The 26,954-nt window shown below is 61.7% G+C and carries 2 protein-coding genes; both read right to left on the bottom strand.

What is annotated here, in order from left to right; genetic code table 11:
• Positions 1-2 precede the first annotated feature (2 nt).
• The gene (locus QO005_RS19710) at positions 3-12,065 is read right to left on the bottom strand and encodes an SDR family NAD(P)-dependent oxidoreductase (RefSeq protein ID WP_307159737.1); all 12,063 of its coding nucleotides are present in this window, start codon (positions 12,063-12,065) and stop codon (positions 3-5) included.
• Complete coding sequence (locus tag QO005_RS19705) at positions 12,046-26,934, bottom strand: SDR family NAD(P)-dependent oxidoreductase (protein ID WP_307159736.1); 14,889 nt, start codon at positions 26,932-26,934, stop codon at positions 12,046-12,048. Before QO005_RS19705 ends, QO005_RS19710 begins: the two co-directional genes overlap by 20 nt.
• Positions 26,935-26,954 lie beyond the last annotated feature (20 nt).

The raw sequence follows: 26,954 nt of genomic DNA, 5'->3' as shown, positions 1-26,954 counted from the left end.
CCTTATGCCGTCAGATTGAGAAGTTGTCCGGAGCGCTGCAGAGCCGCCTGCAACTGTTCGGCCACGCCCGCCCCTGCCGGGCCGGATGCAGGGGGCGCACCTCCCTCTTTTTTGGCCAGTTCGTCAGACAGATAATCCGCCAGCCGGGCAAGCGTCGGATAGCGGAAGGTGACGGAGGGGGAAATCTCCAGCGACAACTCTGCCGACAACGCCTTAAAATAACTAAGCGAATTGATGGAATCGAGACCGAGCGCGGACAGGTTTTCATCCGGTGACACGCTCTCCACCTCCAGCAGTCCGGCAAGTTTGCTGGAGAGATGATCAAGAAGCTTTTGCCGGTCACCAATGGGCTTGGCGGAAGGGGCCTTGAGCGCCGGGGCCTGATCTAACTCTTCGAGACTATCTGCCTGTGGCGGCAGCGCTTTGGCCTGTCTTGCATCCATGACCTCAACGAAGGTTTCAAAGCACGGCATGCGCCGTATGAAGCCGTTGACCTCAGAGAACCTCTTCCAATCGATATCGAAGACCGTGCTGGTCGCCACATTGCCGGTCAAAACCGCCTCAAGCAGGGCAAGGCCCGACAAGGGCTCCAGCATCCGCACACCGACAGCCTCCATGAAGGCTTTATGCCCATGGGCAACGGCCATGCCAGCCCCATCCCAATCCGTCCAATGCACCAGTTGCACCGGCTTGCCCCTGGCCTTGCGCTCAGCCGCCAGGGCATCGAGCGCGGCATTGGCCGCCCCATAGGCGGCAAGTCCGCTGACCTGCATGCCCTCCACAGCGGAGGTGGAGGAGAAGAGGCAAAAATAGCGCAAGGGATCGTTCGCCGTGATCTGATCCAGCGCATAGGCGCCAAGCGCCTTGGGCCGGACGACATCCATCAGCACGGCCTCCGTCATGGTGCTGAGCGGAATGGCATCCGTGGTCGTTCCCGCAAGATGGAAGACACCCGTGATCGGATGACCGAGGCTTTGGCGGAGCGCCGCGAACGCCTGGCCCAAACTCTCGGCCTTGCCGATATCGGCTTGCAGATAATGGATTTTTACCCCTTGCGCCGCAAACCGCTCGATCAGCGCCTCAAGCGTCAGAGGCTTGTCGAGATCGGGATGTTCGAACGAGTGCGTCAAGGGCTTGCGCCCGATCACCACGGCCTCCCGCAGCCCTTTTTGCATGAGCCATTGCAGCAGCTTGTAACCGATACCGCCGAAACCGCCGGTGATCACCATGCAGCCGGACGCATCGAAGGCCTGCTGCTGCCGCGGCAGGGAAAGCGGCACGAAACGCGGCACCCGCCGCACTCCGCCTTGCAGGGCAATCTCCATTTCGCCGGTCAACGTCCCGATCTCCGCCTGAACCTGCGACAGACTGGCCTCCGCCAGATCATCGACCCGGATGATGGAAACCTGCAATTCCGGATATTCCGAGCGCAGGAAACTGACATATTTTCCCAGCAGCGCATGGACCGGGTCCTCCTGCCCATCCTTCAGAACGGACAGCAGCACCAGGCGCCGCGGCATGTGCTCGATGTTTTTCAAGACGAAGCCAAGCCAGGCTTGCAGCTTGCGGCCTTCGCGCCGCACCTGCGCCTCCAGGCTCTCGCTTGCGCCGTCCTCACGCGGCAGCGCGGGGACGTAGACCATGGCATCGAGGCCGGAAAGCGCGCGCCCCTTGGCATCAAGACCCGTGAAATCAAGGGTTTCGGCATCCACCTGCACGTCATGATCGCCCGCAGGATCGCCGCCGATGCGGCAGCGGCGAAGCCCTGCCGTGCCCCAATGACGGGCCTGCAGCACGGCATCATCCTCTGCAATGACGAGGATGCTCTCAAGCCGGGCCAGCGCCTCTCCCCCAGCATCCATGAGCGGCACATCGCGCCAGATGACGTCGAAAACGGCCTCGCGCATCATCCTGTCTGCATCGTTGTCCCTGGCTGAGTGCCGAGGTCTAGCAATGGCTTTCGACGCACCTCCCACCCAGTATCGTTTACGCATGAAAGGATAGGTCGGCAGCGGCGCGCAACGGGGTGCCGCCCGGCCCGCATAGAGCGCCTCCCAGGGAATCTGCGCACCCTGAACCCAGAAGATCGCCAGCTTATCCGCCCGGCCCTTGCTGAGGAGGCGTTGCAGATAGTCGCGATCCTCTTCAGTGGAGAGATCGAGGCCCATGCCATGGCCCTCCGGCGGCGCTTCATACCAGAGAGGCGTGATCGCCGTTCTTTCGGTTCCCTCCCCTTGCGCGGCATAGGCGGCCAGCGCAGCACGGAGTTCGGCCCGATCAGACGCCACAAAGGCAAGCCTGTGGGCAAACAGCGCCCGGCGCGTCTGGAGGGTAAATGCCACATCTTTGAGTTGCGATCCTGCTTTCGACGGATTGAGAAGCCAGTCATGCAACTGCCGGACCATAACCGCCAACTGCTCCCTCCGGGGGGCGGAGAGCGGGAACACCATGGGACCGGGGCTGCCGGAAGGGTCCGGCGGCCCGTCGCGTTCAATATCCGCTCCGGCATGGGCGGGCGCCTCGCCGAGGATCACATGGACATTGACGCCCCCGGCCCCGAAGGAGCTAATGCCTGCATAGCGCGGCACGGGCACGCCGTTCACCCTTGGCTGCTGCCAGGCGGCAAGATCGCGCTGCAGATGGAAGGCCGTACTGGCAAAATCGATAGCCGGGTTCGGCACATCATGCAGCAGCGACGGCACCAGCGTCTTATGCTGCAATTGCAGCACCGTCTTGGTAAGCTGGGCAATGCCAGCGGCGGATTCGCCGTGGCCGATATTGGATTTCACCGAGCCGATGGCGCAATATTGCTTTCGATCCGTGGCGCGGGAATAGACATCCATCAAGCCCTGGATTTCGATGGGGTCTCCAAGCGCGGTTCCCGTGCCATGGGCCTCGACATAGCTGATCTCCTCCGGGCTGATCCGCGCCTGACGAAGTGCCGCCTCGATGGCCTTGGACTGGGCGACAGGGTTTGGAACCGTATAGCCCCTCGTCTTGCCGTCATGGCTGACCCCCGTTCCCTTGACGATGGCAAGGATCAGATCGCCATCGGCAAGCGCCTTGGAATAGGGCTTGAGCAGCACAGCCCCAACCCCTTCGCTCGGTACATAGCCGTCGCCATTGGCTGCAAAGGCATGGCAACGCCCATCGCTGGCGGCAAAGCCCGTCGCGCACAGAGTGATATATTTGCTGGGATGTAGCGAGAGATTGACACCCCCGGCAATCGCTGCATCGCATTCACCGCGCTTCAGGCTTTCGCAGGCCAGATGAATGGCCATGAGCGAAGACGAGCAGGCCGTATCGACGGTGAAGCTCGGACCGATGAAGTTGAAGAGATAGGAGACACGGTTGGCGACCGAGAAGGTCTGTGAATTGGCAAGATAGGCGCTTTCCCCTTCGGCCTCGGCGGCTTCGGCCATGATCAACTGGTAATTGTTGAAGGTGACACCGGCAAAGACGCCGATATTGCGGGCCTCGCGCTGCCAGTTTCCGCGAACCTGCCCGGCGCTTTCCAGGCACTGCCAGGCGGTTTCCAGGAAAAGCCGCTCCTGCGGGTCCATGAAACGGGCATCCTGCGGAGAAAGCTTGAAGAAACCGGCATCGAACTGGTCAGCGCCGTCGATGAAGCCGCCCCATTTGCAATAGAGACTGCCGGGCGCGCCCTTTTCCGGACTATAGAAAGGACGATAATCGAACCGCTCGGCGGGAATTTCAGTAATACTGTCCACCCCCCGGCAGAGATTGTCCCAGAAGCTTCCGAGGTCCGGCGCACCGGGATAGCGTCCACTCATGCCGATGATGGCAATATCCTCGTCCCCGGCAGGCTGCGGCCATGATGGGGCGGGCACTGCGGGTCGGGCTGCGACCTCTCGGATCGTTTCTGCCACAGGAACGGGTCTGGTTGCGGCGGGGGAAGAGCCCTCGCTGTGAAAGCGTTGGCCATGACGGCTCTCCAGAAAACCGGCAAGCGATGACAAGGTCTTGTATTTGAAGAACTGGGTGCTGTCGCTTACCCCGGTTATCGCCTCCAGCTTCTTGTTGAGCGCGGTGATCAGAATGGAATCCAGCCCAAGCTCCTCGAAATCCGCCTCCGGATCGATCCGGTGCGCCGGGATTTTCGTGGTTTCCGCTACCAGTGCCGTCAGTTGCGAGAGGACCTGACGGGTTCCAGGTCCGGCAGGGTCGGCAGACGCGGCAGGCGCGACAACGCCGCCCGGCTCCTGCTGTGCAGGCGCGATGACGGGCCGTGCCGTCACGGGCATGGGGGCAGGCTCGAACCAGTGCCGCTCACCGCCGAAGGGATAGAGCGGCAAGGCAATCCGCCGTGGCTTGACCGCGCCCTTATAGAGCCTGTTCCAGTCGATGCTCTGGCCCTGCACCCAAAGCCTGAGAAGGGATGATGCAGCATCGGGCGCTTGCCAGTCGGCAATCAACCGCTCGATCGTCGCCTCATCGGCACGCGCGGCATGATCGGCGACCCGACCGAGCGCTTCACCCCGGAAAACGGTCTGAAGCTGCGGGCCATCCGCCCTGACCGCCCGCAGCGTTTGCAGAAGGTCCGCACGGGAGGCCGCAACGAAGGCAAGCCGGGACTTCATCGCTTCACGCCCGACCTGAAGCGTATAGGCGATATCCGAAAGCGAGGCGCTGGTGTCGTGACTCAGGAACGCCAGAAGATCCGCGATCCGGGCCTTGAGGCGATCCTCGTTTTTGGCGGACAAAACGATCAGATGCGGCCGCTGCGAGGTTGCCACGGGTCTGCTGTCCGCATTACGATATTCCTCCAGCACGACATGGGCATAGACGCCTGAAAAACCGAAGGAACTGACCCCGGCGCGGCGCGGCTGCCCCTCCCGTCTTTGCCAGGGCATGGTCTGGCTGTTGATATAAAGTGCGGATTTTTCAAGCTGCAAATAGGGATTGGGCGCTTCATAGAACGGCATGGCCGGAATTTCGCCGTGGCGCATCTGCTGCACCACCTTGATGACACCGACAATGCCTGCCGAGCCTTCCGTATGGCCAAGATGCGCCTTGGCGGAGCCCAGGGCGCAAAAACCGGTCTGCGGCGTGAAGTCCTGGAAGGCCTGGGTCAGCGCCGAAACTTCAATAGGGTCGCCAAGCTTTGTGCCGGTGCCATGCGCCTCGATATAGCCAAGGGTCGAAGGATCGATCCCGGCATTTTTCCAGGCGGAAACGATGACATTCTTCTCGCCGGACACGCTGGGCGCGGTGATGGAGGGTGTAAAACCGCCGTGCAAAGCCGCCGACCCCTTGATGACGGCATAGATCCGGTCGCCGTCGCGCTCGGCCTCCGCCAGGGGTTTCAACAGAATGCTGGCGATGGTTTCGCCCGGCACATAGCCATCGGCGCGGTCGTCGAAGCTATAGCAACGGCCCGTGGGCGACAGCGCCCCGATACTGGAGAAATAGCGATAGTGATGCGACGACAGCAGCAGATTGACGCCGCCGACAAAGGCCATGCTGCATTCGCCCCGTTGCAGCGAATGGCAGGCCTCATGCAAAGCCACCAACGAGGCAGAGCAGGCCGTGTTGAAGGAAAGGCTCGGTCCCGTCAGATTGAGCAGGAAGGAGACCCGGTTGGCAATGACCGTCTGCGCCGTGCCGACACCCTGATGCGGATGGATCGGCCCTGCCCGCTCGGCAATCCGGTCCATATAGTCATGCGAGCAGACACCGACGAAAACCCCGGTCTTGCTGCCGCGCACCTCGTTGATCCGCCCGGCATCCTCGGCGGTGCGATAGACGCTTTGCAGGAAGAGCCGCATCTGTGGGTCCATCCATTCCGCCTCGACTGGCGAAATGTTGAAGAAGGCGGCATCGAACCGGTCGACGCTGTCGACGAAACTGCCCCATTTGCAATAGGTGGTGTTTTGCGTCTCGCGGTTTTCGTCATACCAGGGGCGGAAGTCCCAATGATCCTCAGGAATTTCCTTGATCAGATCCTTGCCGCTGCGGATCGCCTGCCAGAAATCCTCAACGGATTGCGCTTCGGGAAAAAGCCCATCCATACCGATGATGGCGATATCGCGGTAGCGCCCCGCCATCTCCGGCGAGACAATGTGTTTCCCGCTCTCGGCAGCCGGATGCGCGATCACAGGCGCCTCGATCCGCACCGGCAGGGACTGAACCGGTTCGGCAGCCGGCACGGCTTCCGGCGCAAGATGGCGCGCCAGCACGTCGCGGAACGTCCGGTCGAGATGGGCGGCAAGCGTGGCAATGGTCGAATATTCGAAGAAGACGGTCGGCATCAGTTCCAGACCGTATTTCTGATTGAGATCGCGCACGAAATCCATCAACACGATGGAATCGAAGCCGTATTGGCTGAATTCCACATCCAGTTCCAGCTTGTCGGCCGAAAGCTGAATGGCGGCAGCGACCTCATCCGCCAGCAATCGCTGGATGGCGCCAAGACTGTCCATAAGGCCGGGCGCGGGAGTGGCTGACTGATTGCTAGCGGGCACTTCGGCCCGGGCGGCGGTTTGGGGCTCGAAGCGGCGCAGGGCGAATGTGCGGATCTTCTCCGGGTCTCCATAAAGCACCATGGCCTGCGATGCCCCGAGCGCGAGCGCCTCGGCAAAGGCGGCAAGCCCCTCGGCGGAGGGAAGCGGCACTGCACCCATGCTCTGGCGCATCAACGCCTTGCCGGTTTCGCTGACGGCCATGCCGCCAGCTTCCCAGAGCGGCCAGTTAAGCGACAGCGTGTGTCCCCACCTTTGCCCCTCACGCGCCCTTTCATTGCGCCAAGCGGCAAAGCCATCCATGAAGGCATTGCCGGTGGCATAATCCGCCTGCCCCGGATTGCCGAAGACGGCGCTGATCGAGGAAAAGAACACCAGAAAATCCAGATCATGGTCACGGGTCGCAAGATCGAGATTGACTGTGCCCTGCACCTTGGCTGCCAGAACCCGCTCGAAACCGGCTGCCGTCTTTTTGCCGATCAGGTCGTCGTCATGGATCCCCGCGCTGTGCAGAATGCCATCGAAGGGACCATGACGGGCAATGACGGCACGCAATTTTGCCGCCTCCGCAACATCTGCCTGCTCATACACAAGGCGGCCCCTATCACCGCCCAGTGCGCGGATCGCGGCCTCACGTTGCCCGTTCAGCGCGCTTCGCCCGGTCAGGATCACGCGGGCATTGCCGGTATTTTGCAGAATATGCTGCGCAAAAATCAGCCCAATGCCGGTTGCGCCGCCCGTGATGAGGTAGCGCCCGTCATTCTTGAAGGGGATGGGCACACTGGTTTGCGGCTTGCCCGTCTCCTTCCAGCTTCGAACCAGAAGTTCGCCCTGCCGCGCAGAGAACATAACCTCATGCGGGAGCTTTGCGGCATCATCCAGTTGCCGGGCGAGATCGGCACCTGTGGCATCAGGGCTGGCCACAAGGATCTGACCTGAAAAGGCAGGATATTCCAAAGCGGCGGTCTTGAGCAGGGCGCCAACACCTGCGGCTATCTCCGCGTACCCATCTTCATACAGCACGATCTGGAACAGCACCTTGCCCTGCGGCCTCTCGCTCAGGATAGACTGAATGCGGGCAAAGCAGGCAAGCGCCTGCCGGGTGTAATCTTCCGCCACCTGGCCTGTTGCGGCAGACAGCATGGCAAGGCGCGCCTGCGGTATTGCCGTCTTCAGCGACGAAAGTGCGGCATCCGGCAGGCCGCAGAGGAGGATATGCCGTTCCGCATAGGAAGGCGCTGCCTCGTTTGGCGAAGCAGGCATCGCATGCCAGGTTGGAACGAAGCTGAGACGCTGCGGCGTTACGGCAGGCTCCGGCGCTGCGGCCGCGTCATCGGCGATGCGCCGGAAGGAGAAGTTTTCAAGCCGCGCCACCACAAGCCCCGTTCTATCGATGAGATCGATATTCAGCTTGACGACCTTGGCATCCGGCTGGGAATGCGGCGCATAGCGGACCCAAGCATACATGTTGCGGCTTGACGCACCATGAATGGACAGGCTTTCCAGCGCAAAGGGCAGCGAGGGACCGCCCTCATGCGGCTTGCGACCGGCAATCAGCAAGCTGGCGGCCTGAAGCGCGCTTTCCATCAGGCTGGGATGCAGGCCATAATCCTGTTCCGTTGTGGCAACGACCTCTGGCAGAACCAGACGGGCCATGACCTCATCACTTCGCCGGTAAAGCGCCGACACACCGAGATAGGATGGCCCGTGAATGATCCCGGCGTTGCGGAAGGCGGCATAAAAATCCTGTATATCGATGCCGCTCGGCTGCATCTCAGCCATCATGGCCTGCGGATCGAGGGATGCGGGTGCGGCACCCTGGACCTTCTCGGCCCTTCCCTGGCAATGGCTGATCCGCCGCCCGCCGTCATGGCTGAAGATTTCGAAGGCGTAGCGATGCCCTTCGCCGGGCGAGAGCACAATCTCGATCTCTTTCGGATCATTGACCACGATTGGCTGGATCCAGACGATGTTTTCAAGCCGCACCATCTCGCCTGGTTGGCGGGGACCGGATGCCCGCTCCACGGCCGCGCGCACCAGTTCCAGATGCGCCACGCCCGGCAGGATGATCCGCCCTTGCACGGTGTGATCGGCCAGGAAAAATTCCTCTCCGCTGAAGCGGGAGCGAAAAGCAGGGCGACCGGGCTCTGAGCGGTCCGTCTGCAACAACGGATGCTGTTTTGCCGGGAGGGCGGCGGCAGGCGCCGGCTCCGTGACGGCAGGACGCCAATAGATGTCCCGGGCAAAAGGATAGGTCGGCAGGGGCAAACGATGGGGATGCGGGCCGTCATGGAGCAGCGCCCAGTCCAGCGGATGACCGGCGACCCACATTTTTGCAAGCTTGGTCAGATCACGTTTCTTCAGCCAGAGCCCGATCATCTCCTCTGCATCCTCGCCGGATGGCAGCGCCTTGAGATGATCCGGCAAAGCCTTGATATCCGCGACAATCACCCCGTCCAGCGCTTCGCCCCGGATGAAAGACCCAAGTTGTGCCTTCAGATCGGAGAGTGTCTCGGCCACGAAGGCCACGCGATGCCGCAGCGCCTCCCGCCCGGTCTGCAAGGTGAAAGCGATGCGCGGCAGATCCTGTTCCTGCACGCCGCCTTTGGCAATCACATCCTCAAGCTTTGCGGCATAGGCCTTCAACTGCCCAGCGCTTGCCGCCGACAGCGGCACAAGGAAAGGTCCTTTCGCATCCTCTACCGGTGGCTCGGGATAATCGGCGATGACGAAATGCGCATTGGTGCCGCTATGGCCAAAGGAATTGAGCGCGGCCATGCGGCGCTTGCCCATGCCCCTCCGCCATGGCCGGTTTTCCGTAACCACATGGAAGGCGGATCCCTTGAGGTCGATCAGCGGATTGAGATCCTTGAAATGCAGCAGCCCTGGCAATTGCTGGTGCCGCATCGACAGGAGCACCTTGATCAAACCGATGACGCCAGCGGCGGCGGAGGTGTGACCGATATGGGACTTGGCGCTGCCAAAACCGCAATAGGCCTCAGCATCGGTAAAGGCCTTGAAGGCGCGCACCAGCGCATTGGCCTCCACCGGATCGCCGAGCCGTGTGCCGGTGCCATGCAATTCTACATAGTCGATCTCGGCGGGATCGATGTCGAAACGGCGATAGACGCGGGTGATCAGTTCTTCCTGCGCCGCACCGTTAGGTGCGGTGATGCCGTTGCTGGCGCCATCCTGATTGGTGCCGGAGGCCTTGATCACGCCGTAAACATGGTCGCGGTCGGCAATGGCGTCGCCCAGCCGTTTCAGCACCACCATGCCCACGCCTTCCGACAGCACCGTGCCGTCGCCGGAGGCATCCAGCGTATGGCAGCGGCCACGCGGCGAAAGCATTTCAATCTCCGACGTGCTGACCAGCGCCAGATGGTCGAGCCCGGCATGCACCCCACCGGCCAGCGCCAGATCGGTTTCGCCACTGCGCAGGCTCTCGCAGGCCAGATGCAGGGCCACGGCGGATGACGAACAGCCGGTATTGACCACCAGCGCCGGACCCTTGAGGTTCAGAGAATAGGAAAGCCGCGAGGCGACCAGCGCCTCGGAAGCGCCGGTAAAATTCTTCGAGGCGTAGCGGATCGGCTCCGCGCCGATGAACATGCCGACCTGCTGGTCGGACAGCGCCTTGGGATTATATCCGGCATCCTCCAGCGCCTTCCAGCTTTCCTGCAGAACCAACCGCTGATGCGGGTTCATCGATTCCGCCTCGCGGGGGGACAGCGCGAAGAACAGCGGATCGAAGGCCGCCCTTTGCCGCAGAATGCCGCCCCATTGGCAATACGTCTTTCCCGGCTGCCGTATTTTGTCAAAATAGCGTTCGCGGTCGAGATAGTCCTCCGGCAGTTCAACGACGCCATCAACCCCGGTGATGAGATTGTGCCAGAACCGCTCGACATCCTCGGCCTCGGGAAATTGCCCCGCCATGCCGATCACCGCAATATCGTCGGCCTTCGCCGGAACAGGCGGCGGCGAGACCGCGATGACAGGTTCCGCTTTGACAGTCGCCGGAACAGCCTGCTCCACAAAAGCCAGTTCTGCGGTCATGGTTTCCAGCGAGCTTTCGGGCTCTTGCGGCGTGGTAAACAGCGCCTCGATCTCGGCGCGGTGCTGTTGCAGCAGATATTTCGACAGCCGTTCGACGGTGGAATGGTCGAAGATGATGGCGGCGTTCAGCTCAATGCCGAGGTTTTGCTGCAGGCTGTTGACGAAAGTAACCCCGAGAATGGAATCCACGCCATAATCGGCAAAGGGAACATCGGCCTTTAACTGGTCTTCCGCCACTTTCAGCGCATCGGCGAGCGCGGCAAGCACCCGGGCCTCGACATCCCGCTTCGAAGGGCCGCTCGCGGCCTTCACCCGCTCCTTGGCCGCTGCAGGCTGTTGAACTGTCTGCGGACGGGCCTGCGGTGCAGCCGGAGCGGTCGCTGGCATGGCCGTTGCGATCTTTTGCCGGATGACACCATCGCTTTCGGCAACCAGCACCTGCTGCCCCAGCCGCTCTGCCTTTTCCTCCGGAATGAAAATCGCGCCAAAGCCTTCCTCGCTCAGGGCGCTCTTCCAGCCCGCCACGCTCAAAAGGGGCGAGCCGGGAATGCGCAGGGCGTCATCTTCATAACGCCACCAGCCGTCGAGCAGGCCGAAGGTCAGGGTGCCGATCGCCGTTTTCTCGATCAATTCGTTGAGAAGCAGAATGCCGTTCTTCTTCAAAAGCGCCTTGGTATTGCGCAATGTCTCGCGAATATTCTTCGTGGCATGCAGAACATTGGTGGCAATCACCATGTCGTAAACGCCAAGCTCCGCGCCTTGAGCCGCCGGAGGCTCCTCGACATTCAGCAACCGTGTCGTCAGGAAGGGCCGGTCCCTGCCATATTCCATGCGGCCATGAATGAGGAAGGCGTTGGACACATCGGTATAGCAATATTCGCCGATGTGAGCCTTGAAGGCGTCGAACTGCGGCAAGACGGTGGCCGTGGTGCCGCCGGTGCCAGCACCGATTTCGAGAATGCGGATGCGGGTATCGGGCCGTTCCGCCAGCAGCAGGCCGAGATAGGTTCTGGCGGCCTCGGCAAGCTTCAGGTTGAAATAATCGGACCGTTCATTGTTTTTGTAGATGCCTTCCACCTTCTTGAGCGAGGCATTGGGAAAAATGATGTCGGTCGCCGCGACCTTGCCGCGCAGGATATCCGGCAGATGCTGCAGGCATTCATCCAGGAGCATGACGACGGCGCGGGCCTGGGGCTCTTCGAGATAAAGCGCCTTGCGCGCCTCCCATCCCGCCGCCACCGCCCGATCATCGAAGGGCTCCATTCCGTGCCGCTGCACCTCATCACCCTCATGGCGCACGAGGCCTGCCGTTTCGAGGATATCCATGCAGCATTCAGTCCACCAGCGGGCATAGTGATCAAGCACGCCCGCCTTGCGCCTGAGGTCGTCCACCCGGCGCGGTTCGACATCGTCATCGCCGAACGCGCCGAGTTTTCGCAATTGCATCAGCAGGACTTTTGCCGCCCAGCGATCCAGGTCACCGAGCGGATTGGCCTTGGAAAGAAGCTCAGAGGGATGCTTGGTCATGATAGTCTTCCTTCAAACGGGCAAAGAGAGACGGGTTTTTACCCGCCGCGATCGTGCTGATTTCACTTTCACGCATGCCCATCATGGTTCTGAGCGCCTCGGAGGCGGGCATGAAGAGAAGCCGGTCTGCACCACCCTCCCGCAACTGACTGATGAATTGATCAAAGAACTGCATGCCGGGCTGATCCTCGATCAGCGCGAAACGTGAGGCGAGCGCCGCTTCCAGCGGCGTGTTGCGAATAGTGGCCGCCCAGTAACCCCAATTGATGGTGCCGATGGGAAAACGGCTCTGCGCACGCCCAGCCTGGGCAATGGCATCTGCAAAGGTGATGCCGCTTGCATAGCCGACGCTGTCCTTGGCAGACAGGAAGGAGAAAGCCTGCACCGAGGAGAAATGGCAGAGAAAATCCAGATCTTCCCGCTGCAAAGCCTGCTGGAAATTCAAGGCGCCGTTGATCTTGACCGCCAATATGTCCCGGAAAGCCTGCTCGGTGGTCGCGGCAATGGAATTTTCCGGGTGGAAGACAAGGCTGGAGAAGATCGCACCGTTCAGAACGGGATAGGTCTGCTTGACGCGACGCAGCGCCTCCTCGAGCGAGGCCATCTGCGTGACATCGGCCTCGACATAAAGCGGCGGCGTGCCGAGCCCTTCGAACGCGCGAAGCTTTGCACGAAGCGCCGGATCATGGCCCGGTGAGCGGCCAAGCCAGACCACCCTTGCCCCGTGGCGTGTCATGAGATGGCGGGTCAGGATCTGTCCGACCGTGCCGGCACCGCCCGCGATCAGATAGACACCGCCCTGCCTCAGGCCAGAGGTGAGAAGCGGTCCGGAGGGCCATTGCCATTTGAGGAAGGATTGCTGATAGCGCCGCCCGCCCCGGATCATGGTGAGCGAGCCGCGGTCGGAGGCCGGCTCATCGAGGATCGCATCGATGAGCGTTCGGCGGCTTGCCACCTCCGCCAGATCCTGGAGCGCGACATCGATGCTGCGCACCTTGAAACGCCGTTCCCCCTGGGCAAGCGCATAGCCCAGTCCCGCAAGGCCGGCGCCTTCGGAAGAAACGGGTTTTCCGTCCGGCTGGCGTGTATCGGCGGTAACGATGAAGCACTCCACGTCCTTCCCCGCCGAGGCCTGCTGTTGCAGGGCCTTGGCGAGCTTCAGGAAGCGCAACTCGTGGCGGGCCGCTTCATCGACCGCAAGACCACCGGCCAACGGCGAACGCCCCTTGGACGTCGCCAGGAAAATCACGCAATCGGGTGCGGGCTGTTGGTTGAAGATATCCGTGAAGCCCCTGGGATCATCGGCATTGCACGACCATTCCGTTTCGGACTGCCGCTCCGTTTTCGCGCCAAGCCACAGCCGCACCGTCTGCGCCCCCGGCGCCCGCCTTTCAAGGGCAGCGAGCAGATCCGATGCCAGCAGGCCGGTTCCGTCCGGCTGAACGAGCAGAATGCGCGACCATCCGGACCCCTGGCGGGCAGAGAGCCGTTGAGGCGCATCCACCCAGACAGGGCGATAGGTCATCTCATCCCAGACCGGCGGCTCGATCGTTCTCGCCTGTTGGGCCGGTTCCCGTGCTGCCGCGACAGGGTTTGCAAGAGGAGCCGGCGCTGGCTCGGCAACTGGCGCCTCTCCGCTGCTTGCCGGTATCCAATAGCGATCACGGGCGAAGGAATAGGCGGGAAGGCTGATGCGGCGTGGGCGCTCGTCGCCATGAAGGGCTGCCCAATCCGGGTTGAGGCCGCGCACCCAAAGGTCGAGCAGTCTCGGATATTTCCTTTGGGCGATCCATCTGCCGATGGTCTCACGCAGATCGGCATCCCCGGCGAACATGGCAATGGTATCGTCGCTCTTGCGTGCCTGCCCCTGCCAGAGATCGTCGATCTGATCATGGCCCGAGAGCCAGGCGCCAAGCCTTTCGACAAGCTCGGACCGGGAGGAAACGAGAAGACCAAGGCGCTCTTCCATCGGTTCGCGTCCGACCTGGAGCGTATAGGCGATCCGGGTCAGGTCAGCCTCGGGATTCTGGTTGAGGAAGGCGAGGAGGCTTTCCACCCTCTCCCTGAGCCGATCCGGGTTTTTCGCCGACAACACAATGGCAGCCGGAGGCTCCGCGATGCTCGCTGGCTGTTGCACGTCTTCCTGCCGATACTCCTCGATGATCAGATGGGCATTCGATCCACCAGCCCCGAAGGAGGAGAGCCCTGCCAGACGGGGAATGCTGCGGCCATCGACAACCGGATGATCCCAGGGGCGAAGCTCCTGGTTGACGACGAAGGGCGTACGGCCGAACTCGATATTCGGGTTCAGCACCGCCGAATGCAGCGAGGGCACGATTTGCCCGTGCTTCATCTGCAGCAGGATTTTCGTGAGCCCGGCAATGCCCGCCGCCGATTCCGCATGGCCGATATTGGATTTGACCGAGCCGATGAAGCAGAAGCCGGTATCGCCGGTCTTTTCTCCAAAGGCCTTGGTCAGACCGGCAATCTCGATGGGGTCGCCAAGCTTCGTGCCGGTGCCGTGCGCCTCGACATAGCTGATATGGCGTGGATCGACCCCCGCTTCCTTAAGCGCCCGACGCACCGCCGCCGCCTGGGCCTGCGGATTGGGAACGGTGTAACCATTGGTCTTGCCGCCGTGATTGAGCGTGCTGGCGCGGATGACGCCGTGAATGACATCGCCATCGCGCTCAGCCTGCGAAAGCCGCTTCAGCACCACGGCCCCGACACCTTCGCCGGGAATATAGCCATCGCCGCCTTCCCCGAAGCTCTGGCAGCGCCCGTCGCCGGAAATGAACTGTCCGGCGCTGAGCATCAGATATTTATTGGGATGGATGGTGACATTGACACCGCCCGCAATCGCAAGGCTGGTGCGTCCAAGTTTCAGGTCCTGGCAGGCAAGGTGAATGGCCGTCAGCGAGGAGGAGCACATGGTATCCAGCGTCATGCTGGGTCCGCGCAGGTTCAGCACATAGGAGACGCGATTGGCAATGCTGGCCAGGCTTCCGGCAAAGCCCATGCGCTGCCCGCGAAGCGAAGCTTCAGCGCCAAAAAGCTGGTATTCGCCATACATCACCCCAACATAGACGCCGACTTCTCCCGCCTGATCCGGATCGTCGGCAGCCTGCAAGCCTGCGCGGGTATAGCCCGCATCCTCCATGGCCATCCAGGCGTGCTGGAGAAACAGCCGTTCCTGCGGATCGGTATATTCAGCCTCGCGCGGCGACATGTTGAAGAAGAATGGATCGAACTCATCGACGCCTTCGATAAACCCGCCCCATTTGCTGAAATGGTGGCCGGTCTTCGAGCGATCTTCGGTGAAATAGTCCCGCCAGTTCCACCGCGATGGCGGGATCTCGGTAATGCAGTCGCGGCCCTCCCGCAGGTTTTTCCAGTAATCGCCGAGATCGCGCGACTGCGGATAGCGTCCACTGAGGCCGATGATGGCAATGGGTTCATCGAGTCCGCGGAAGCCGCGCAGGGATGTGCTGTCCTGAACCGGCTGAGGCGCTGGAGAAACCGGGTTGGACGCAACGGGCCTTGACTGGCTGATGACCGCCCGAGACACAGGAGCAGGTGCCGCTGGTACCGCAGCGGGCGCAAACAGCGTGATGAGCGTTTCGTGATGGCTGGCGAGGAAATAATCCGCCAGATCGGCGAGGTTCTGATATTCGAACAGCAACGTCTTCGACAGCTTGCCGAAACTCTTTTCCAGCTCATTGGTGAGATTGACCGACAGGATCGAGTCGATGCCGTAGTCCTCCAATGGAGCACGGGTATCGATACGGCTGACCGGAAGCTTCAACAGTTGCGAGAGCTTGCGGCGCAGGAAATCCTCGATCTTGTCCTTGAGCATATCGGGGTCTGCCGACCCCGTGGCCTGTGCGTTCGCTTGCTGTTGGTGCATAGGCGTTTCCTCTCTCTGAGAGATTTCTGAGGTCTCACACTGCAAAAGGCCTCGCATCTTGCGCAGGTCTCCCTCCATCACCCGCACCTGGGCTTCAGCAAGCGCCAGACTCTGCTGGAAAGCGCTGAGACCCTGTTCCGTGTTCAGGGCGCGCATGCCGGTTGCCTCACGCAGACGCTGCTGGCTTTCCTCATCCAGCCGCATGCCTCCCTCCTGCCAGAGCGGCCAGTTGATCGAGAGCGCGTGACCCCGCCGCTTGCCGCTGGCGGCGAGTTGGTTTCGATAGGCGGCAAACCCGTCCATGAAACCGTTGGCGGCAGCGTAATCGGCCTGACCGAGACTGCCGATCACCGAGACCTGCGAGGAGAAGAACACCAGGAAATCCAGATCGAGATGACGGATCGCCTGATCCAGATGCCAGCTCCCCGCAATCTTCGGGGCCAGCACGCGGCGGAATTCCTCCGCTGTCTTGGTCAGCAGCATCCGGTCCGACACCATGCCAGCGCAGTGAAGGATGCCATTGAGGCGGCCATGGCTTTTTTCGACGGCGCGGATCAACTCCGCAACCGCTACGCCATCGGTCAGGTCAAGCTGCCGGTATTCCACCGCGCCCACACGGGACGACAGCGCCTGCATGGTTTGCCGTCCTGCCTCGGTCAGCGGAGAACGCCCCGTCAGGATCAGGCGGGCCTGCCCGCTTTGCCGCAGGATGTCCTTTGCGAAGATCAGGCCGAGACCGCCGAGACCGCCCGTGATCAGATAGACACCGTGATCCTTGAAGGCGATCATCGATGACGGGGCCTGCCTTTCCTGCCAGACGAGCGCTTGGCGTACCCCGCTCCGGTACCGCAAAAGCGTTTGCGATGGCGTTTTGCGGCTTTCCGCCAGTTGCTGCGCGAGATGCGACGCCCCTGTGTCCGGCTCCGTAACGATGATCTGGCCGATCAGCAGCGGATTTTCGAGAGCCGCCGTCTTCAACAGACCGGAAAGCCCCATCAGCACCGCCTGCTCGGGCTCATCGGCAAGCACAAGCTGCACCAGAACCTGGCCGCGTGGCTTTGATTTCAAAATGGTGCGGATATGCTCAAAAAGTCCGAGCGCGGCATCCGCATAGGCCTCCGCCAGATGGGCTGCACCTGAAACGTCGAGCCTCTGGCACAGGCTGCCCGGCAAAGCCCGCTCTAGATCGGCGGCCTTGGAAGCGTGTGCGCCGCAAAGGATCACATGATGCTCCGCCAACTGAGGCGCCTCTGCAGAGGTTGGCGCGGCATGCGGCACCCAGACAGGGACCGCCAGCATCACCCCGTCTTCAGAGGCGCCGGGAGCCGTATCGCCCGACGGCGGCAGAGGCCGGAAGGCAAGGCCCCGCAACTGGGCGCGAGGATGGCCCTCCTGATCGAGGAGGTCGATGTCCAGCTTGACGAACTTGCCGGTCGGGCCCGGCTGGGGCCGGATGAAGGCAGACATCTTCCTCGAACACGGGCCGAGAACGCGCAGGGCGTCCAGCGCAAAGGGCAGAGATACCTGCCGCCCGGTTCCCGAGAGGTCCGCGACCAGACCGATGCATGCCTGAAGCGCGCTGTCCAGCAGGCTCGGATGCAGCACGAAGGCATCGCGATCCGCTTCCACTGAAGCAGGCAGGGCAAGCCGGGCAAGGCATTGCCCATGACCGAAGGAGATGCTTTCCAGCCCGCGATGGGCTGCGCCATAGTCCACTCCAGCAGCGGCAAAACCGGCATAGAGCGCATCCGCCTCCATCCTTCCTGCACTGACATCCCGCTCAAGCGCGGCAAGATCGGGAACCGGCCATGAGACCTGCGGCTGAAGGGCGACCTTACCCTCACAATGAAGGCGCGGTTGATCTTTCGCACCGCTGACGACCGCAAAGGCAAAAAGCCTCTGCGGCTCACCCGCTGGCAGAGGCGACAGCGTGATCGAGACGTCTTCGGCATGCGCCACCACAAGCGGCTGGAGCCAGACCGTATCCTGCACCTCCATCTCCACAGCCGCCCTGTCATCCGGCAAGGCCAGCCGCAGGGCCGCACGCACCATCTCCAGATAGGCGACGGCAGGCAGGATCTTCTCACCGCGGATCACATGATCCTTCAGGAAAAATTCCTCGCCCGTGAACCGGCTGGTGAACCGGACGCCGCCGAGATCGGACGTATTCCAATGCAGCAGCGGATGCAGCGTTGCGGCACCGGTTGCCTTCTCTGGCGTGACAGACCCTTCCACCCAATGGCGCTCGCGCGCAAAGGGATAGGTGGGCAGCGGAATGCGCCGTGAGCCCGGCGCAAACAGCGCCCGGAAATTGAGCTCATAGCCCTGAACATAAAGGTCCGCGATACTGGCGAGATGGCCGAGATAGGCGGTCTCGTCATCCGTGTCGCGGCAAGCATCGATGCATTGGTTGCCATAGGTTTTCAGGGCAACCTGCTCACGGGCCTTGCCTTCCGGCAGAATGGCGGCATGGATGCGGCCATCCGGCTGATCCTGGTGGGCAATCCACTGTTCAAGAAGGGCAATCAGTTCCGCCTGATTGCGGGCGATCAATCCGAGACGGTGGGTCAGATGCAGGCGACCGATGAGAAGCGTATGGCTGAGGTCGTTGAGCGACAGCTTGGCTGAGGCCCTGCAAAAAGCCAGCAGATTTTCCGCCTGGGTCGCAAGCTGATCCGCCGATCTGGCCGAGAGCACCACCAGATAGGCCGGAGCGGTGGGCGAGATGTCAGGCGGCACCGGCCCTTGCTCGATCACCATATGGGCATTGGTGCCGCTCAGTCCGAAGGAACTGATGGCCGCCCGCCGCGGCTTTCCGTCCGGCACCGGCCAATCGGCCAGTTGCCGCGCGGGATAGAAGGGACTTTCGGAGAAGTCGATGGCCGGATTGGCCTCTTCGAAATGCAGGGTGGGCGGAATCTGCCCGGCCTTCAGCGCCAGAACCAACTTCAGCACGCCCGCCACCCCTGCCGCCATGGTGGCATGGCCGATATTGCTCTTGACGGAGCCAAGCGCGCAGAACTGGCGCTTGTCGGTATAGTGGCGGAAGGACTGGCTGAGGGCGGTGAATTCCACCGGGTCGCCAAGCCGCGTGCCGGTGCCATGCGCCTCGACAAGCTGGATGCTCTCTGGATCGATGCGGAACCGGTCATAAACCGCACGTTGCAGCCGCTCTTGCGACTGGGCGCTGGGGGCGGTGATACCATTGGTGCTACCGTCCTGATTGGTGCCGCTGCCGATGATCACGCCATGCACGGTATCGCCATCGTTCAGCGCGTCCTCAAGGCGCTTCAGCACCACCACGCCCACGCCCTCGCCCGGCACGAACCCGTTGGCGCGCGCATCGAAGGCATGGCATTTGCCATCCGGCGACAGCATGCCTGCCCGGTTGGAGACCTGGTAATAGGCCGGGGTGAATTGCAGGAACACGCCACCGGCCAGCGCCATCTCCGTTTCCCCGGACCAAAGGCTCTGGCAGGCAAGGTGAATGGAGACCAGCGAACTGGAGCAGGCCGTATCGACCGAAATGGCCGGACCCTGAAGATTGAGATAATAGGAAATCCGCGCCGGAATGACGGATCCGGCATTGCCCCAGAAGGCCTGTGGTGGCGGCTCGTCGGTGAAAAGGTCGGCGTAATCGGAGCGGCAGCATCCGGCAAAGACACCGCAACGCAACCGGTCGCTGCCCTTGCCCGCATAGCCCGCATGTTCCAGCGCCGTCCAGCACTCCTCCAGGAACAGCCGCTGCTGTGGGTCCATATACATGGCCTCCAGCGGCGAAATGCGGAAAAAGCCCGCATCGAAGCGGTCGATCGTGTCGATAAAACTACCCCGGCTGCAATAGGTCTGCGGATCGGCATCGGGGCCTGCGCAATCGCGTCTGTCCCAGCGGGTGACCTCACTGACCAGATCCCTGCCCTTCTTGAGATTCTCCCAGAAGGCCTCCAGCGTTTCCGATTGCGCAAAGCGCCCGCTCATCCCGATGATTGCGATGGCACCCTGCTGGGTCGCGACCTGAGGTTCAGCAATGCGCTCGGGTTTCGCCTCCGCTGGCGGCATGAGCTTGAACGCTTCTGGCGGCCGCACCTCCGCCTTGCTTCCAGCGGGATCGAGAGCCTGCGGAACTTGCGCGGCAAGGGCACCGCTCAGTTCATCGCGCACCACCTCACCCGCGATGGACAGGATGTGGGCGGAAAGCTTTTCGACCGAGGCATGGTCGAAGAGATGCGTCGTCTCCAGCCGCACCGGCAGCAGCCGGTTGACGGACTGGATGAACTCGACCCCCAGAATGGAATCGATCCCGTAATCGGCAAAGGAAGCTTCCTCATCGATGACCGAGGGCCCGATTTCCAGAGCAGATGACAATTGCTCGACGATGATGCCGCGAACATGATCCACCAGCATTTGCTCGGTCACAGTGGGAGCGCGTGAAACGGGTGGCGTCGCCTCCATCTGCCTGTGACCAAGACGCGCCACGATGATCTGCTGGCCAAACCTATGGGCGGCAGTGGCCGGAAAGGAGACCGTTTCGAACCCCTCCTGCGTCAGCAATTGCCGCCATGTCTCCGGTGAAAGAGCTGGCGTTCCCGGCAGGCGAATGTCTTCATCCCGGTAAAGCCACCAGCCATCCAGCAGGCCGAACGTCAGATGGTTGAACAGCGACCAGTTGCTCAATTCGTTGAGGAGCAGAATGCCGCCTTCGCAGAGCGCGGCCTTCGCATGGCGAAGGGTGGCGCGGATATCCGGCGTGGCATGCAGGACATTGGTGGCAATGGCGATTTCGAACTGTCCGGCCGGCACGGCCTGACCCTCAAGGGGCCGGGAAATGTCGAGAAGCGCCGTCGTCAGCTTGTCGAAGGCGGGTTTATAGTGCTGAACGGCATGTTTCAGGAAGGCTTTGGAAAGATCGGTATAGCAATAGTCGGCAATGGCTCCGGCATGGGATTGCAGAAGCGGCAGAAGCTTCGCGGTGGTGCCACCCGTTCCCGCCCCGATTTCCAGCAGATGCAAAGGCTGACCGGGCTTTTCCCGGACATGCTCGTCCAGCAGCGTGGCAAGGCTCTCCGCCAGAACACCGTTGTAATAATCGGCAATGGGATTGCCGCGATAAATGCCTTCGACAAGGGTTAGCGAGGCGTTCGGGAAAATGACATCCGTGGCCAGTCGCTTGCCGGAGAGAATGTCCGGCAGGGCCTTGAGGCAGGCTTCCATCAGCGCCATCTGCGCGGCCAGCGATGGAATATCCTTAAGCTGCTGGCGATGGGTCTCCCATGCCTGCCAAAGCTCGGTCAGGGTGCGAGGAGATTTTGCGCACCGGCGGGCCGCATCCAGCCAGCCCCGGGCGCTCAGTTCATCCAGGCTCACCTCCAGCCAACGGTCCAGGAAGGTGACCGGTCGGTGCCCTTGCATCCATGCCTGAAGCCTCGGACCATCCGGCGTAAGAAGCTGCGTGGCAAGCAGATGGGCCAGCATGATTTCGGCGGCGAGATCGTTCATCCGACCGATCGCCGGAGATGCCTGCTGTGCCTCCAGTTGCGCAACTGCGGTCACGGATGAGGTTCGATGGATCTGATTTTCAGACAGCGAAGGCCGCTTGGCTGTTCCATCGCGCTCCTCCATCAGAAAGAGGTTCGAATCGAAACGCCGCCATTCCTTGAGTTCGGCAAAGGTGCCGGGGAAAATGGCGGCATTCTCGCCCCGGCTGGTCTGGAACCAGGCCGAGCAGCCGCTGGAGAAGGAGCCGGTGCGATTGCGTTCGCTCACGAAGGTGCGGAACCGGTCCACCGCCTCGGCCTTGATCTCCATCGCCTTGATCTGACGTTCTTCGCAATGGCGAATGATCTCGACAAAAAGCGCAGCACTTTCCTCGTAGATCGCGGTGATGGACGTGGCGTTGCTGCCGGAATTGGCGCCCGAAGCGATCAGCAGGTTCGGGAAGCCAGACACGAAATGTCCGCCGTAATTTTTCGGGAACGCCGCAAATTCCTCGGCCAGATCGCGATGATCGCGACCATGAATGGCAAAACGCGGCTTGAAATCGTTGAGGTCATAGCCAGTGGCAAAAAGGATCATATCGAAATCCTCATGCCCTTCGGCAGTCTCAACACCGTTTTCGGTGATCCCGGTCACCGGCGATGTCTTTAGCGCCACATTCCCGGCGCGGATCTGGCGGTGATAGGTGTGCGACATGCAGGGCCTGCTGCAGCCGGGAGAATAATCCGGCACAAGATCGCGCTCTCGCAGCCAGTCATAGAAACGCAGCCATTCATCATCGAGTTCGCGGGAGAAATATTTGCGGATCTGCGAATCCGGATGAAAGGGATTGAGCGCCACCGGATCGTTGGAGACATGGTAGAAGTCATCGGCACCGGTCAGGTATTCGCAGCGATGCTTGAGCCAGAAATCGTAATCGCGGCTGAGCCTCTCCTGGGTCTGCCGCCCATAGCTGGCGCGCGGATAAATGTATTTGGGCGAGCGGGCATAGACCACCAGCTTTTCCGCAAGGGGCTGCAACGCCTCCACCAGCTGGATCTGGGTGGTGCCATTGCCGATGATGGCGATCTTGCGGCCCTTGAATTCCCAGTCTTCGGCCCGGCACTCCAGCGTATGCATCAGCGCGCCTTTGAAGCGCTCGAGACCGGGAAGTTTCGGCATATGCGGCCGATGGCCAAGGCCTTCATTGGCAGCATGGATGAAATAGCGCGCCGAGGCGGTCTCGCCGTTATCGAGCGTCAGGCGCCATTCTCCCGCGCCCTCCTGCCATTCGGCGGCCTCGATGCGGGTCTTGAAGCTGATATGAGGGTAGAGATCGTGGGTGCGCGCAACCTCCTGCAGATAGGCAAGGATCTCCGGCTGCTTGGCCCACATGTCGCCCTTGAAATGGGCAAAGGAATAGGCATAGGCCAGCATGGGAATATCACACCCGCAACCCGGCCAGCGATTGACGAACCAGACGCCGCCGACATCCTCGTTCTTCTCGATGATGCGGAAGGGAATATTCGCCTTCTTGAGGAAAACCCCCATGCAGATGCCGAAAAGGCCTGCACCGCCGATGATCACCAGCGGCTGCTGGCCAGGCCGGTCCGGCTGCACAAGCGGGGCAGCCGCCGGCACCTTGCCAGCCCGATCTTTCGAAAGGCTCTGGCTGTCAACTGTTGACGATATCCTCATCGTCTCGGCGTTGCGCAGACGGTAGACGTCACCGGTGAAAGGATAGCCGGGCAGGCTGACACGCCGCGGCTGACCGTCCCGGTAAAGCTTTTGCCAGTCGATATCCACGCCCTCTTCCCAGAGCTTCACCAGACCTTCCAGATCACGCCCGGCAAGCAGAGTGTCGAGCCTCTGCCGCTGTTCCTCGCTGGTCACTTTTGCAGATTTGCGCAGCGGCTTTTTCGGGTCGTCTGCGATAGCGTCCAGTGCCGAACCATCCTCAAGAAGCGCTTCCAGCCTATCCCGCAAGGCCTCCATGCTGTCCACCACGAAGCCCAGACGGCAGGACTTGGCATCCCGGCCCACCTGCAAGGTATAGGCAATATCAGTGAGCGCCATCGCGCCGGCTTCAGGATGCCCCTCCTGAAGGGCTTCCACAAACCGCAGAAAATCGCGAAGCTTCTGCCGCAGCCTGTCTTGTGTGGTCGCCGAGACGAGAATGGCGACATTCTGATGGGATGAAACCGGTTGGGCCAGCGTCTGCGACACAGCGTAATCGGCGATCACCACGTGAGCGTTTGTGCCGCTGCGCCCGAAGGAACTGACGGCCCCGAGCCTTTGCTCTCCCGGCTGACGCGGCCAGGATTTAAGGACTTTGTTGATGTGAAAGCCGCTGCCCGCCAGGCCGAGATCGGGATTTTCCGTTTCGCAATGAAGGCTTGGCGGGATCTGTTCGTGCCGCAGGCCTTGCAACAGGCTGACAAGGCCCACCAGACCGGAGGCCGCCATGGTGTGCCCGATATTGCTCTTACAACTGGTCAGGGCCGCGCGTCTGGAGCGCGAGGTTTTCGCAAGCGTATTGAAGGCCTCGGTCAAGGCGATGACCTCGACGGGATCACCCAGCCGCGTGCCTGTGCCATGGGTGACGATATGACCGATGGCGTCGATGTCGATCCCGTTTTCGCCATAGAGCCGCTCGATCAGCCGCTGCTGTGCCCTGCCATTTGGCGCGGTGACCCCGTTGGTCCGGCCGTCGAAATTGACACCACTTGCCCGCACAAGGCCCTGCACGGGGGCGTTCTCAGCAAGAGCCGCAGATAGCCGGGTCAGCACCAGCACCACCACCGCCTCACCGATGCCGATGCCATCGGCTTCCGCGCCGAAACTGCGGCACTGGCCGGAGGGAGAAAGCATGCCCGCCGCGCTCATCGTCACATAGCTTTCCGGTGAGAGCGAAAGCGAAACACCGGCCACCAGCGCCATGTCGCATTCGCCCTGCCTGAGCGCTGTCACGGCCTGATGGAAAGCAACCAGCCCCGAGGAGCAGGCAGTGTTCGTGGCGATGCAGGGACCGTGGAAATCCAGAAAATAGGAGAGCCGCGATGCAATCATCGAGGCGCCGCCGGTGGTGATCCCGCCCCAGCCATGCATCAGTTCATACTGGCTCTCTTCCATGCCGACGAAAACGGCCGTGTTCGATCCACGCAGGGCCTGTGGCGAAAAACCGGCATTTTCGATGGCCCGATAGGCTTCCATCAGCAGCAGCCGCTGTGCCGGATCCATAAGCTGCGCTTCGCGGGGGGAAACGTCGAAAAACAGCGCATCGAACCGCTCGATGTCGCGCAGAAAGCCACCCTTGTTGGTGGTGATCCGGTTGTCCACATGGCCTGGCGCAACGTAATAATCGCGCCAGTTCCAGCGTGAACGCGGAATATCGGTGATGACATCCCGGCCTTCCCTCAGGATCGACCAGAATTCATCGACTGTATCGGCCTCGGGAAAGCGCCCGGACATGCCGATAATGGCAACCGGATCGTCGGCAGGAACGGCCTCCTCAGCCGGAACGGGCTCTGTCTGCGGAAGGCTGACGCGGCTGGCGGCGGCATCAAGGCTGGCAGGTGCCGGAGTGGCAGGCCGATAGAGCGCGGCAAGATGCGATCCATGCTTGTCAACGAGATAGGCGGTCAACTGGGCGACCGTGATATGGCTGAAAAACAGAGCGGGCGTAAAAGGCACGGAAAAATGCGCCGCCAATGTCTGGGCAAGGCGGGTGAGATTGAGCGAGTCCAGCCCGTATTCCGCGAGATGGACCTCATCCTCAAGCCGTTCCGGCGGGATATGGTAGCCTTCCACGATCAGCGACCGGAGATCGGCCCGCACCTGTGCTTCGATCGTCTGTTGAGGTGCAGCGTTATGCTGAGGAACGGTCGCCGGAGAAGGAGAGCCGTCTTCCTGGATGTCATCGCCAGCGGCATAAATTCGCTGCAGCATCGCCTCGATGCGGGTTTTATCCCCCGCCATCACCAGGGCTTGCGAGAGGTCGGAGTGCAAAAGATCGCACCAGAGCGGCAGCGCATCGCGCCCGTAAAGCGCAACCTGGCCGCTGGATTTCAGATAGAAGGCGGTTTGCTGCGCATCGCGCCCCGCCATTCCGCCCTCCTCCTCGCTCCAGAGCGGCCAGTTGATGACAAGGCTCTTGCCGTTTGCCTGACCCGTCACGGCACGGAACGCGCCGTAGCGCATCAGAAACCGGTTCGCGGCGGCGTAATCGCAACTGCCGAGATCGCCGAGCAGGGCGGCGGATGAAGAGAAATAGCACACGAAATCAAGCGGCTGCTGCCCGAAAACCTTGTCCAGCACCTGTGTACCACGGGTCTTGCAGTCCATCACCGCGCGGACATCTTCCACGGTGCGCTCGAAGAACGGGGTTGAAGACTGAACGCCGGCTGCATGGAGAATACCGGAAAGTGAAAACGGCAAGCGGCTTGCCAGTGCCGCCAATGCCGGTTCATCGCACACATCCACGGCTTCATAGCGCACATCGGTGGCGCCAAGAGCGCGCAAGGCCTTGATCTCGGCACGGATGGCGTCCGATTGCGGACGCCTTCCCAGCAGCACCAGCCGGGCCTGAAAATGCCGGGCAAGATAGCGGGCGAAGACCAGACCGAGGCCACCGGCACCGCCAGTGATGAGATAGGCCCCCTTCTGCTTCAGCGCGAGCGGCTTCTGATGACGCGCCGGATGCGCCGATTGAAGCGAAAGGGAGGAGATCTGCGTGCCCCTCACCCGGATGACGCCATGACGGTCCACGAGCGCCGTAAGCCCGGCAAGGTCGAGGCGATCATCGGAGGAATAGACGATGCTGATGGCTGTTGCCGGAAAATGCAGTTTCACCGATCGCTGAAAGCCGATCCAGGCCTCTTCCCAGCAGCTTTCCACACTGTCCTTGCCGTCATCACCCATCAGGATCACGCGGCTTATACGCTGCGCCAGGGGAAGCAGCGCCTTGAAGACGGAAAAAATCCGGTAAAATCCAGCCTCACCCTTGCCTCTGGACCAGGTGTAGACGAGCGACACCGGCTGGCCCGAACGCCCGATGAGGCGTGATAAAAGGCCCTTCAGGGCGTCAGGATCGTCGAGGGGGCAGGTGTGTACATTTTGCGAAAGCTGTCCGACGCGCTCGCCCGGCACGACATGCAGGCACTCTTGCGAAAGCCCCATCAGCCGGAGCGCCTCTTGCTCCTCGCGAAGAACGATCCAGCGCCCGGTGGTTGCCTCTGCAAGACCGGTCGCCGCAACCTTGGCCACCTCCCGCCAGCCTTCCTGAAAGACCAGAGGTTCCTCGCCGTCAGCCTGCGTGCCATCGGTGGATTGAGGGCCATCCACCGGCAGGTTTTCCCGGATTCGATCGAGAATCGCCTCCTTCTCGACATCGGAAAAGGTCTCGAACAGGCGAATAATGTCTTCGCGGCTCAGGTTCTTCGACGTGACCTCGCTGACAAAGGCATCGATATCCAGCACGTTGATCGTCATTCGTTTCGCCTAAAGTGTCA

Source organism: Allorhizobium paknamense, assembly GCF_030815125.1.
GTDB classification, from domain to species: Bacteria; Pseudomonadota; Alphaproteobacteria; order Rhizobiales; family Rhizobiaceae; genus Allorhizobium; species Allorhizobium paknamense.
Note: the sequence above shows the minus strand (reverse complement) of the source record. Positions and strands in the feature narration are given on the sequence as shown.